The 12807-nt window shown below is 57.7% G+C and carries 11 protein-coding genes; 6 read left to right on the forward strand and 5 right to left on the reverse strand.

Going from position 1 to position 12807, the window contains the following annotated elements:
- Positions 1 to 75: 75 nt before the first annotated feature.
- On the forward strand, positions 76 to 2187 hold the full coding sequence (locus BLU24_RS15720) for an acyltransferase family protein (protein ID WP_093101765.1): 2112 nt from the start codon (positions 76 to 78) through the stop codon (positions 2185 to 2187).
- A 169-nt stretch (positions 2188 to 2356) separates the two neighbouring features.
- Positions 2357 to 3238, forward strand: a complete 882-nt coding sequence (gene rarD, locus BLU24_RS15725; protein ID WP_093101766.1) for an EamA family transporter RarD — start codon at positions 2357 to 2359, stop codon at positions 3236 to 3238.
- Between the two features lie 126 nt (positions 3239 to 3364).
- Here rarD and hppD read toward each other — a convergent pair whose 3' ends face one another.
- Entirely contained in the window at positions 3365 to 4441 is a 1077-nt protein-coding gene (gene hppD / locus BLU24_RS15730) for a 4-hydroxyphenylpyruvate dioxygenase (protein WP_093101767.1), read from the reverse strand.
- Between the two features lie 248 nt (positions 4442 to 4689).
- The gene (locus BLU24_RS15735; RefSeq protein ID WP_093101768.1) at positions 4690 to 5628 is read right to left on the reverse strand and encodes a DMT family transporter; all 939 of its coding nucleotides are present in this window, start codon (positions 5626 to 5628) and stop codon (positions 4690 to 4692) included.
- 76 nt (positions 5629 to 5704) lie between these two features.
- Between BLU24_RS15735 and BLU24_RS15740 the strand changes: the two genes are divergently transcribed.
- From BLU24_RS15740 to BLU24_RS15750, 3 genes are all read left to right on the forward strand, one after another.
- Complete coding sequence (locus tag BLU24_RS15740) at positions 5705 to 6577, forward strand: LysR family transcriptional regulator (protein WP_093101769.1); 873 nt, start codon at positions 5705 to 5707, stop codon at positions 6575 to 6577.
- A gap of 98 nt (positions 6578 to 6675) precedes the next feature.
- Positions 6676 to 8211: an EAL domain-containing protein gene (locus BLU24_RS15745; protein WP_093101770.1), complete on the forward strand. Its 1536-nt coding sequence runs from the start codon at positions 6676 to 6678 to the stop codon at positions 8209 to 8211.
- Between the two features lie 233 nt (positions 8212 to 8444).
- Positions 8445 to 8810, forward strand: a complete 366-nt coding sequence (locus BLU24_RS15750; RefSeq protein WP_090283274.1) for a histone-like nucleoid-structuring protein, MvaT/MvaU family — start codon at positions 8445 to 8447, stop codon at positions 8808 to 8810.
- Between the two features lie 216 nt (positions 8811 to 9026).
- Here the strand turns inward: BLU24_RS15750 and BLU24_RS15755 are convergent, their stop codons facing one another.
- A complete protein-coding gene (locus BLU24_RS15755; RefSeq protein WP_093101771.1) occupies positions 9027 to 9545 on the reverse strand; it encodes a DUF4946 domain-containing protein in 519 nt (172 codons plus the stop codon).
- 138 nt (positions 9546 to 9683) lie between these two features.
- Between BLU24_RS15755 and gloA the strand changes: the two genes are divergently transcribed.
- Positions 9684 to 10205, forward strand: a complete 522-nt coding sequence (gene gloA, locus BLU24_RS15760; protein WP_090283272.1) for a lactoylglutathione lyase — start codon at positions 9684 to 9686, stop codon at positions 10203 to 10205.
- A gap of 278 nt (positions 10206 to 10483) precedes the next feature.
- On the opposite strand, the gene ahpF is transcribed toward gloA, so the two are convergent.
- On the reverse strand, positions 10484 to 12046 hold the full coding sequence (gene ahpF, locus BLU24_RS15765) for an alkyl hydroperoxide reductase subunit F (RefSeq protein ID WP_093101772.1): 1563 nt from the start codon (positions 12044 to 12046) through the stop codon (positions 10484 to 10486).
- 123 nt (positions 12047 to 12169) lie between these two features.
- Complete coding sequence (ahpC, locus tag BLU24_RS15770) at positions 12170 to 12733, reverse strand: alkyl hydroperoxide reductase subunit C (RefSeq protein ID WP_016774916.1); 564 nt, start codon at positions 12731 to 12733, stop codon at positions 12170 to 12172.
- Between the last annotated feature and the right edge of the window lie 74 nt (positions 12734 to 12807).

A 12807-nucleotide genomic window follows, 5' to 3' on the forward strand; every position in this document is an offset into this window, starting at 1 on the left:
GGCTGTTTTTCATTGAATTCAGCGCGATCAAACGGAAACTGGATTGATCGGCGCAAAATTGCCAGGGATAACTGCATGTTCGATCGCTCCGTCGAGGCCCCCGCGAAGCCTGCTCTGCTGAAAAACCCCGGCGACCAACACCATCCGCATTCACAGCTTCACGCCGAAGAGACGGCAACGGCCATCGGGCGCAACCCCTCGATTGAGTACCGCGCCGATATCGACGGCCTGCGCGCCATCGCCGTGCTGCTGGTGTTGATCTTCCACGGCGGCCTGGCGTTGTTTCCGTCGGGATACATCGGCGTCGACATTTTCTTTGTGATCTCCGGGTACCTGACCACCTCGATCATCATGACCTCGCTGGACAAGGGCTCTTTCAGCTTCAGCGGCTTTTACACGCGGCGGATCTGGCGCCTGCAACCGGCGATCATTGCGCTGCTGATCGTCACGTTGCTGATTACCACGCTGCTGTATCTGCCCAGCGACTACGTCGACTTTCTCAAAAGTGAAAAATACACCTCGCTGCTGATTTCCAACCAGTACTTTTCCAAGGTCACCAGCGGCTACGCGACGCCGGATGCGGCAAGTCTGCCGTTGCTGCACACCTGGTCTTTGGCCATCGAATGGCAATGGTATCTGGCCTTGCCACTGGGCCTCTGGCTGCTCAACCGTTACGTAGCGAAAAGAGTTTTCAAAGCCACGGTGCTGGGTCTGACCCTCGCGGCAATGGCACTGGCGCTGTACCTGTCGTACGCCTATCCCGACCGCAACTATTACTTCTTCACCGCACGTATCTTTGAATTGATGATCGGTTCCTGCGCAGTCATTTTCAGCAGCGAGACGTTCCGGCTCAAGCGCCTGAACGCTTCGCTGATCTGTGCGCTGGCGTTGGCGACGCTGTTCTACTGCGCGACGCGCGAAGATATCTTGTCGGGTTTTCCCGGCTACCACGCCATCGCCGTGTGCCTGGCCACGGCCGTGCTGCTGTTTCGCGGCATCGGAGATGCCAGCGTGACCTCGAGGTTACTGGCGTTCCGGCCGCTGGTGTTTATCGGCACGCTCTCCTATTCACTGTACGTGTGGCACTGGCCGATTCTCGCCGTGACGAGCTACCTGGGCATCGCCCTCACCCCGCTGGTGCAGCTGGTGTACTTCGGCGCGACCTTCGTCATCGGCTATCTGTCCTTCGTGCTGATCGAAAACCGTTTCCGCAAGGCGCGCGCTGGCTTCGGAAAAACCCTGATCTGGCTGATGATCGTGCCGGCGATTGCCTTGTCGCTGTTGCATTCGGCGGGTGACCGGAGCGAGGGCTGGCCGAACCGCTTCAATCAGGGCTCGAACAATTTGTTCAACGGTTTGAAAGCGTCGGTGCCGGCCAACCGGGAAGCGTGTCTGGGCGTGAGCGACGGCACCGATCCTGGCTGCATCATGGGCGCCGCACAGGCCAGGCCTCAGGTTCTGTTGATGGGGGATTCCTACTCGAATCATTATTGGGGCTTCGTTGAAACGCTGGCCAAGGACGCGAACCTCGCCGTCCTCGCGCAGGGATATCCGGCCTGCCTGGCGCTGCCGAACATCTACCTCTACAACTGGTACAAAGCGAAAAACGCGCTGTATCAGAAATGCCACAACGCTGCGCAACGCTACTACGAAATGATCGCCAGCCATCATTTCCGCTACGTGATTATCGGGCAGTTCTGGGAGGCCTATCTCACCGATGCCATCGTCACCCGCCTGGAGGATCCGCGCAGTGTCGAACTGTCGCAACAACGCCTCGGCGTCGCGCTCCGCCAAGCCCTGGACATCATCGTCAAGTCCGGCGCAACACCGGTGTTCCTGATGAATACCCTGCCGATGCCGACGGGGATCAACGAGTGTTTATTGAAACAGGTGAAGTTGCGCGGCTTGCTCGGCAGTGCCGAACAGAGCATTCAATGCGCATCGGTGCCTTGGTCAAATGACGAAGATCCGACATTGGCCCGGTTGTTCAGCGAACTGCAGGGCGAATACCCGAGCCTGATCGTCATCGATCCGAAAAGCCTGCAATGCAAGGATGGCGCTTGCGCGACCACGGTCGATGGCTTGCCGGTTTATCGCGACCTCGGTCACATGACCGATTACGCCTCTTACCGGTTTGGTGAAATGTACCTCAAGCGCTTTGGCAATCCGTTGAAGGGTGCTCAGTGATTTCAAGCGCTTCGCGAGAGGGCTCGCTCCCACAGGGAAACCAGTAGCTATGCTGATGGCGCGGCGATCCGGTTGATGCCTGTGAAGAATATTGAGCAACCGATCAATATTCAGCACAAAAACCACGTATCCTTCGCGCCCCGTTCAACCCTCAACCTGCGAGGACAGCTTGGCTAAAGGTATCGCTCTATCGGTTTCGGCATCCGTGCTGTTTGCCGTAATGTATTACTACACTTCGTTGCTCACACCGTTGAGCGGTGTGGAGATCTTTGGCTGGCGGATGCTGCTGACCGTGCCGTGCATGACCGTGTTCATGCTGGTTTCCGGGGAATGGCGGCGGGTTGTCGAGCTGGTGCGCTTGATGGCGGCGAGGCCGAAATTGATCGGCGGCTTGATCATCTCCGCCGCGTTGCTCGGCGTGCAGCTGTGGCTGTTCATGTGGGCGCCGCTGAACGACTACAGCCTCGATGTCTCGCTGGGTTATTTCCTGCTGCCACTGGCGATGGTGCTGACCGGGCGGATTGCCTACGGCGAGAGCCTGTCGTATCTGCAAAAGATCGCGGTGTTTTTTGCCAGCCTCGGCGTGCTGAACGAGCTGTATCAGGTGGGCGGTTTTTCCTGGGCAACCCTGGTGGTCGTGGTCGGCTATCCGTTGTACTTCGTACTGCGCAAATACCTTCAGACCGACAACCTCGGTGGCTTGTGGGTCGACATGACCTTGATGCTCCCGGTCGCCTGGTGGTTCGTGCAGGGCGGCGAGCAAGGCTTGGGCGTGTTTGACCAATATCCCGGGTTGCTCTGGCTGATTCCGCTGCTCGGCCTGATCAGTGCCTCAGCGTTGGTGGTGTACATCATCGCCAGCCGCTTGCTGCCGTTCAGTCTGTTCGGCTTGTTGAGTTATGTTGAGCCGGTGCTGCTGCTCGGCGTGGCGCTGTTGCTCGGTGAAAGCATCAAGTCCGGGGAGTGGCTGACCTATATCCCGATCTGGATGGCGGTGGTGGTGCTGGTTTTCGAAGGCTTCAAGCACCTGATGCGACAAAGCCGCCCATAAGCCAAACACAAAAAAATGTGGGAGCCAGCCTGCTGGCGATTGCGATCTGTCAGTCAACTTTTATGCTGAATCTGAAGTCGCTATCGCCAGCAGGCTGGCTCCCACACTGTTTATCGCTGCTGGGGATTACTCGGTGGTCAAAACACCACGACGCACCTGGTCGCGCTCGATCGACTCGAACAGTGCCTTGAAGTTGCCCTCACCGAAACCATCGTCGCCTTTGCGCTGAATGAATTCGAAGAACACCGGGCCCATCAGGGTTTCCGAGAAGATCTGCAGCAGCAGACGCTTGTCGCCCTGCTCCGATGCGCCATCGAGGAGGATACCGCGCGATTGCAGTTGGTCGACCGGCTCGCCGTGGTTCGGCAGGCGCCCTTCGAGCATTTCGTAGTAGGTGTCCGGCGGTGCCGTCATGAAGCGCATGCCGATCTTCTTCAACTGGTCCCAGGTCTTGATCAGATCGTCCGTGAGGAACGCGACGTGCTGGATGCCCTCACCGTTGAACTGCATCAGGAACTCTTCGATCTGCCCGGCGCCCTTGGACGATTCTTCGTTCAACGGGATGCGGATCATGCCGTCCGGTGCGGTCATCGCTTTCGAGGTCAGGCCGGTGTATTCGCCCTTGATGTCGAAGTAGCGAATTTCACGGAAGTTGAACAGCTTCTCGTAGAAGTTTGCCCAATAGGCCATACGACCGCGATAAACGTTATGGGTCAGGTGATCGATGATCTTCAGGCCGGCACCGACCGGGTTGCGGTCTACGCCGTCGATGAACACGAAGTCGATGTCATAGATCGAACTGCCTTCGCCGAAACGGTCGATCAGGTACAGCGGCGCACCGCCAATGCCTTTGATCGCCGGCAGATTCAGCTCCATCGGACCGGTTTCGATGTGAATCGGCTGGGCGCCGAGTTCCAGTGCGCGGCTGTAGGCCTTCTGCGAATCCTTGACGCGGAACGCCATGCCGCAAACGGACGGACCATGTTCGGCGGCGAAGTACGAGGCGACGCTGTTCGGTTCGTTGTTGAGGATCAGGTTGATCGCGCCCTGACGGTACAGGTGCACGTTCTTGGAACGGTGGGTGGCGACTTTTGTGAAGCCCATGATCTCGAAGATCGGCTCCAGCGTGCCGGGAGTCGGCGATGCGAACTCGATGAACTCAAAGCCCATCAGGCCCATTGGGTTTTCGTATAAATCTGCCATGGTGACGCCTCATCATTTCTAATCAATCAACCGGGGGTTTATTGGCGAGTCATGCTGAGAGCGCTGGGCGGCGCGCAGGAAATGCCACGCACACTGCGGGCGAGGAAGTCACCGTAGATCAGTTGAAACCCGAATATCTTCATTGTCGACCCAAGGCTCTTGCGGGCGAGGCTTCTGCTGCCAGAAGACGATTATTATTGTATGCGTAACCCGATTCTACACAGCGTAAACCGGCTTGTCTGCTGCCCCTATGAAATCCGCTTTTTTGCGTCTGTCGCAAGGGGTTTGTTGCACAGGTAGATGCCGCCGAGAATCAGCGCACCGCCCACGCACATGGTCGGCGTCAGTTGTTCGCCCAGCAGCAGCGCGCCGAAGATCACCGCCGTAAGCGGGTTGAGCGCGATAAACACGCCACTGCGCGTCGCGCCGATCTTGCGGATGCCGTGGTAATAACCGATGTATGCCAGCGCTGAACCGAGCACACCGAGGTAGGCGAGGCTCAGCCATTGCGGCGCGCCCAGATCATTCAGTGCTGCCCAGCTCAGTTCGCCGCGCGCTGCCGCCAACAGGCATAACATCAGCGTGCCAATCAGGATCGAGTACGTCACCGTCTGCACCGGGCCTAACGACTGATTCAGTTCACGCGAAAACAATGAATAAACACCCCAGCCCAGCACGCACCCCAAGATCAATAAATCGCCCATCCATGCGTCGGGCGTCGCCGCCAGTAATTGCGGATTACGGCTGACGATCACCAATGCGGCGCCGACGATGCAGATCACGATACCTGCGGTTTTCATTGAGCCCAGGCGCTCCTTGAACAACCACCACGAAGCAAGACCGATTACCGCCGGGTTCAGCGCGACGATCAACGAAGCGCGCGATGCGTTGATGTATTGCAGGCCGTAGAAGAAGCACAGGTTGTAAAAGAAAATCCCGAAAAACCCCAACAATGCCAAGCGCAACCACTGGCGGGCAGTCGGGCGGACAAGCGCAATTCGCGTCAGCCATAAAAAGCCCAGCAAGGCCAGGCTGGCCAGCAAAAAGCGCAGGCTGGCCGCAAACAGCGGATTCAGACTGCTGCTCAGAAACCGGCCGGCGACGAATGTGCCGCCCCAGATCATCGTTACCCCGGCGAGGGTCAGATAAACCGGAACGTCGGATGATGTTTTTCCAGGGTTGTGCATGTAGTCGAGGCTCGAAAGGTTGCAGATGCTTTATGATCGACCTCATTCGCGTTCATCGTAAAATGAGCAAATACTCATGACCCTTACGCAACTGGAAATCTTCTCGCTGGTCGCCGAACTGCGCGGTTTTACCCTGGCTGCCCATCGCTTGGGGATTTCCCAGTCGGCGGTGTCCCACGCGTTGAAATCACTGGAACAGGAACTTGGCGTCGAACTGCTGCGCCGGCATCAGTCACAAGTAGAGCTCAGTACCATCGGCGAGCAATTGCTGCTGCGCGCCCGTGCGATGCTCGGTCTGGCCAATACATTGCGTCAGGAAGCCGCCGATGCGCGAGGGATGAAAAGCGGCACCTTGCGCATCGGCTCGTTCGGGCCCACCTCGTCGATCAAGCTGCTACCGGCCATTCTGCGGCGCTATCGAGAAGCCCATCCGGGCATCGAAGTGCACGTTGACGAAGGACCGGATCGTCAAGTGATTCAATGGCTGGAGGAGCGACGCATCGACATCGGCTTCGTGGTATTGCCAGAGGAGCGCTTCGACACATTCACTTTGATCGAAGACCAGATGGTCGCCCTGCTGCCGCCCGATCACCCGTTGGCAAGGCACCCGGCGTTAAGCCTGAAAGATTTGTGCGAGGCGCCATTCGTGCTCACCGAGGCCGGCTCTTCGGAACTGGTGTCGCGACTGTTCATGGCCGCACGCCTGCAACCGAATATCCGCTACCGCTGTGCGCAACTGCTCAGTACGCTCGATCTGGTCAGCCGTGGCGACGCCATCACCATCGTCGCCGAAGGCTCATTGCCACAAACGCAAGACAGCGCTTTCGTGAAGAAGCCATTGTTGCCTGCGGTCAAGCGTCAGGTCGGACTCGCCGTTCTTGATCGCCGCCAGGCATCACCCGCCACGCTGGCGTTTATCGAGCTGGCGACGCGGATCCATCATCGCTGAGCAGCGCAAGCGTGTCGTTCGATCTATCCTCGCTTCTGGCTGACTGTGTTTGTACAGCGCGCCGAGCTTCGCCCACTCCATCGCGACAGGATGCGCCCATGCCGTTGACCGTCAGACCCCGCCGCAAACGCAGCACGCGCATCATCGTCACGCTGCTGAGCGGGCTGCTGCCGCTAGTGCTCGGCTGCCTGATTCTGCACTCGCAGGCGCAGCGCACGCTGGAACAGAGTTCCCAGGAAACCGCCGATCAGGCCTTGCGCCAGTTTGAACTGATGCTCGACAACACCGCCCAGGCGGCACATGAGTTGCTGCCCCTGGCCGGCAAGACTTGCGAAAGCGTCAAGCTTGCCCTGCGTGAACAAGTGACCCGCCGCCCGTTCGTGCGCTCGACCAATCTGGTCTGGGACGACAACCTCTATTGCAGCTCGCTGTTTGGCGACTACCAGGAAGTCGTGAATGCCGGCGACTACAACCAGGGCAAATTGTGGCTGATGAACGGCAACCCGGTGACACCGGACACCGCGCTGCTGGTGTATCGACTCAGCGAAGGCCGCGGTGGCGCGTTGACCACGCTGGACGGTTATCACCTGAGCAACATCCTGCGGCTGATCGGACGACAGACGCTGCTGGTTCTACAGGTGGGTGATAACTGGCTGGCGGCTGAGGGCAAAGTCCACGCCGGCGCCCTCCCCGCACTTCCCGTTGCGCCGACGACGCTGGTTTCATCGCGCTATGGGTTTAGCGTCAGCGCCTGTTTCGCCAAGGGTGAGACCTGGCGCTACATGGCTGCTGAGTACCCGCCGTTGTTCAGCCTGCTGATCTTCTTCGGCGCGGTCTCGGGCGCGATCGGCCATGTTGTGCAGAAGCGCTCGACATCACCAAGTCACGAGATGCTTCGCGCGCTGGAGGCGGGTGAGTTCGTCCCCTACTTTCAGCCTGTGGTGCATGGCGACAGCAAGGCCTGGTCGGGGGCCGAGGTGCTGATGCGCTGGGCTCATCCCAAGGAGGGTCTGGTGCGACCGGACCTGTTCATTCCGTTCGCCGAACATTCGGGACTGATCGTGCCAATGACCCGCGCGCTGATGCAGCAAACCGCTGCGCTGCTGGGACCGCTGTCATCGACCTTCACTGCACCTTTTCACATTGGCATCAATATCACCGCCAGCCATTGCCGGGACCTGGAGCTGGTGGAGGACTGTCGGCTGTTTCTCGCCGCATTCTCGCCCGGCAGCATCAGCCTGGTGCTTGAATTGACCGAGCGCGAACTGATCGAACCCACCGAGATCAGTCGTCAACTGTTTGAGCACCTGCATTCAATGGGCGTGAAGATCGCCATCGATGACTTCGGCACCGGGCACTCCAGCCTTGCCTACTTGCGCAAATTCAACGTGGATTTTTTGAAAATCGATCAGAGCTTCGTTGCCATGATCGGCATCGACGCGCTATCGCGGCACATACTCGACACGATTATCGAACTGTCGGCCAAGCTGGATTTGGGTATTGTTGCTGAAGGTGTCGAAACCCAGGCACAGGCCGACTATCTGGCCGCGCATCATGTCGATTTTCTCCAGGGATATCTGTTTGCCAAACCGATGCCCGCCGCGGATTTCATCGACGCATTAACTCATCGTTAACTAAGCTGTTTCAAGACGAGCGTACCGACAAGGCGCACCAATTTGATACAAAAGACCACTGCTGTTACATCAAGACAACATCAGGATTTACTCTTGGCGCATTAACTACTACAATTTTTTCAACCTGAGCAAAATTCGCAGGTGAGCCATTATCACCGAGTCGCTTCACGGCTCTTGGCTTATAGCTTTGTTTGCGGTTGGTATCAGCCAAACACACTATTGGAGTAAAGATATTGTCCAGACTCGCTGAATTTCGTGCAGCTGAAAAGGCCCTTCAGGAACAGCTCAAGCAGCTCGAATCGCTGAAGAACGACGCCGGGCTCAAGAAAGAAATCGAATTCGAAGAAAAGCTCCAGGGGCTGATGAAAACTTACGGCAAAGGCCTGAAGGACATCATCGCCATCCTCGATCCAAACCCGGCAAAATCCGGCTTGCAGACCGCTGCAGCACCTAAAACCCGCCGCGCTCGTGTGGTCAAGGTCTATCAGAATCCGCACACCGGTGAACTGATTGAAACCAAGGGCGGCAACCACCGCGGCCTGAAAGCCTGGAAGGAACAATACGGTGCCGGCACCGTTGATTCGTGGTTGCGCGGTTAATTCGCCAATCGATTAAAAGCCCTGCATCAAGCGGGGCTTTTTTATTGACAATATCTAACAAATGGAATGAATTTCATCGTACAACTTGCGACTTTTGTGTAACGTTTATGAGCCAGCGGCTAAACAGTTTGCTGCTTGATGTTGCCAGACGGCGCTACGATTAAACTTTAGTCTTAATCCCTTCCGGTATCTAACCGTCTTGTGCAGAACAGCGACTTAAAGTTTCAAGCTGTTTCTCACCGCCACTATTTCGTCTGCGCTCGCCTTATAAACCTCTGCCTGCCCCGCGTAGGAAAGTACATAGGCCTTGTCCGCCTCCACTGCCGCGACGAGGGTTTGCGACAGTACATGTCGTCCGTTTTCCGTGATCGTACAAGTGGTTTCCAGCGCAGACAAAGATCCCAGTGTCGCGGCGTGCACTTTGTTGCAGACACTCTGGTAGCCGCTTTGGAAAAAATCCTTCTGGATCGATTTGCGCATCTCCAGCAGCACGCCCGGCAAATTGACTTGATGGTCCTTTTCGACTTCGGTCATGGTCAGCTCCATCACCATCACCTGATTGCCATCGGCATCCGTTTTTACCGCCCGTTGACGGGAAACCTGCGCAGTCGCCGCAGGCAGCGCTTCGACCTGCCAGCCGGCTGGCCAGGTGATAATCGGCTCGTCCGCAGACACGCACACAGTCACGAACGACAAGGCAGAAAATACACAGAAGGATTTGAACAGTCGGATCATCGCCGCAAGCACTCGCAGATTGAGCGGTAAAGTCTGAGGCTCGCCCGGGCGCAGGGCAAGTCTGCCCTTTCATTTGGCGATGCCGGCAGGCATGCGTATCATTGCGCCCATCACTCGCCCATAGTTATTGGAGGGCCCATGAGCCTGCACGAACTCAACACATTCCCCGGCGTCACCGCCACCCCGGACAGCGCAACCCGCAACTTCGTTTTCAACCACACGATGCTGCGCGTCAAAGACATCACCAAGTCCCTGGACTTCTACACCCGCGTACTGGGTTTTTCGCTGGTCGAGAAACGCGACTTCCCGGAAGCCGAATTCAGCCTTTACTTCCTCGCTCTGGTCGACAAATCGCAAATCCCCGCTGATGCCGCTGCTCGCACCGAATGGATGAAGTCGATTCCGGGGATTCTCGAACTGACTCACAACCACGGCACCGAGAACGATGCCGAATTCGCCTATCACAATGGCAATACCGACCCGCGTGGTTTCGGCCATATCTGTATTTCCGTGCCGGACATCGTTGCGGCGTGTGCACGCTTCGAAGAACTGGGCTGCGATTTCCAGAAGCGCCTGACTGATGGACGGATGAAGAGCCTGGCGTTTATCAAGGATCCGGACGGTTACTGGGTTGAGATCATTCAGCCTGCGCCGTTGTAAGAACTGAAAGGCCTTAGAAGCCCCTCACCCCTAGCCCTCTCCCGGAGGGAGAGGGGACTGATTGGGGGGATGTTGAAGAATTACGCCGACTTGAACGATTCGCGGTGAATCCATAATCGACCGGCTCTCTCAGGTCGATGGATGACTTCAGACACCTCGGTCGGCTCCCTCTCCCTCGGGAGAGGGCTGGGCGGGCGGCGTTCCGATGAGGGGTGGCTTTCCACGCGCAATAAAAAACCCATGATCGCTCATGGGTTTTTTCGTTTTCGACCTGGCAGTTACGCCGGGGCCGAAGTGCGAATCAAATGATCGAAAGCACTCAGCGAAGCCTTGGCGCCCTCGCCCACCGCAATCACGATCTGCTTGTACGGCACGGTGGTCACGTCACCGGCAGCGAAGATCCCCGGGATCGAAGTCTCGCCACGGTGATCGACAATGATCTCGCCACGCGGCGACAGCTCGATGGTGCCTTTGAGCCAATCGGTGTTGGGCAGCAGACCGATCTGCACGAAGATGCCTTCCAGCTCGACCGTGCGCATCTCATCGGTCGTACGATCCTTGTAACGCAGACCGTTGACCTTCTCGCCGTTACCGGTGACTTCAGTGGTTTGCGCACTGGTGATCACGGTGACGTTTGGCAGACTGTGCAGTTTGCGCTGCAACACGGCATCGGCGCGCAGTTGGACGTCGAATTCCAGCAACGTGACGTGCGAGACGATACCCGCCAGATCAATGGCCGCTTCAACGCCGGAGTTACCACCGCCGATCACCGCGACACGCTTTCCTTTGAACAGTGGACCGTCGCAGTGAGGGCAGTACGCCACGCCTTTGTTGCGATATTCCTGCTCGCCCGGCACGTTCATTTCACGCCAGCGCGCACCGGTCGCCAGGATCACGCTCTTGGCTTTGAGTGTCGCGCCGCTGGCGAAGCGGACTTCATGCAGCTCGCCGTTCCTGCCCGGGATTAGCTGGTCGGCGCGTTGCAGGTTCATGATGTCGACGTCGTATTGCTTGACGTGTTCTTCCAGCGCGGTCGCCAGTTTCGGCCCTTCGGTTTCCTGTACGGAAATGAAGTTCTCGATGGCCATGGTGTCGAGCACCTGGCCGCCGAAACGCTCAGCCGCAACGCCGGTGCGAATGCCTTTACGCGCCGCATAGATCGCTGCCGAAGCACCGGCCGGGCCACCGCCGACGACCAACACGTCAAACGCTTCTTTGGCACTGATTTTCTCGGCCTGACGCTCGATGGCGCCGGTGTCGAGTTTGGCGAGGATCTCTTCCAGGCCCATGCGGCCCTGACCGAAGTTCTCGCCGTTGAGGTAGATGCTCGGCACAGCCATGATCTTGCGATCGTTGACTTCGTCCTGAAACAACGCGCCGTCGATGGCGACGTGGCGGATGTTCGGGTTGAGCACGGCCATCAGGTTCAACGCCTGGACCACGTCCGGGCAGTTCTGGCAAGACAATGAGAAGTAAGTCTCGAAGCTGAACTCGCCTTTGAGCGAGCGGATCTGCTCGATCACTTCAACACTGGCTTTCGACGGGTGGCCGCCGACTTGCAACAGGGCCAGCACCAGCGAGGTGAATTCGTGGCCCATCGGAATACCGGCGAAACGCAGACTGATGTCGGCGCCTGGACGGTTGATCGAAAACGACGGCTTGCGTGCATCGTCTCCGTTGTCGATCAAAGTAATCTGGCTGGAAAGACTGGCAACGTCTTTCAGCAGGTCGTGCATTTCACGGGATTTCGCACCGTCGTCGAGGGATGCAACGATCTCGATCGGCTGGGTGACCCGTTCCAGGTACGATTTCAACTGGGCTTTAAGATTGGCGTCCAACATACGGGCGATTTCCTTTATTTGAGGCGAAAAAAAGCCCGAGCGAATCTCGCCCGGGCATTTTTATTGGGCGGTGCAGCTAACTAGAAAGGTGCGGCGTGCCGCCCTGCGTTGCGTGTCACAGACTTAGATCTTGCCGACCAGGTCCAGGGACGGAGCCAGAGTGGCCTCGCCTTCTTTCCACTTGGCCGGGCAAACTTCGCCTGGGTGTGCAGCGACGTACTGAGCAGCCTTGATCTTGCGCAGCAGCTCGGAAGCGTCACGGCCAACGCCGCCATCGTTCAGTTCAACGATTTTGATCTGGCCTTCAGGGTTGATCACGAAGGTGCCACGGTCAGCCAGGCCAGCTTCTTCGATCAGCACGTCGAAGTTGCGCGAGATGACGTGGGTCGGGTCGCCGATCATGGTGTATTCGATCTTGCCGATGGCTGGCGAAGTGTTGTGCCAGGCAGCGTGGGCAAAGTGAGTGTCGGTGGACACGCTGTAGATCTCTACGCCCAGTTTCTTGAATTCAGCGTAGTTGTCGGCCAGGTCTTCCAGTTCGGTTGGGCAAACGAAGGTGAAGTCGGCTGGGTAGAAGAACACCACGGACCACTTGCCTTTCAAGTCAGCGTCCGAGACTTGAACGAAGTCGCCGTTTTTGAACGCGGTAGCTTTGAACGGTTTTACTTGGCTGTTGATGATAGGCATCGATGACTCTCCGTCAGGGGTTATGAAGTTGATGGGTGAATCCTACCCACTCACTCGACGGAATGCTCATTGGC

Origin of the sequence: Pseudomonas sp. Z003-0.4C(8344-21) (genome assembly GCF_900104975.1) — a bacterium.
GTDB classification, from domain to species: Bacteria; Pseudomonadota; Gammaproteobacteria; order Pseudomonadales; family Pseudomonadaceae; genus Aquipseudomonas; species Aquipseudomonas granadensis.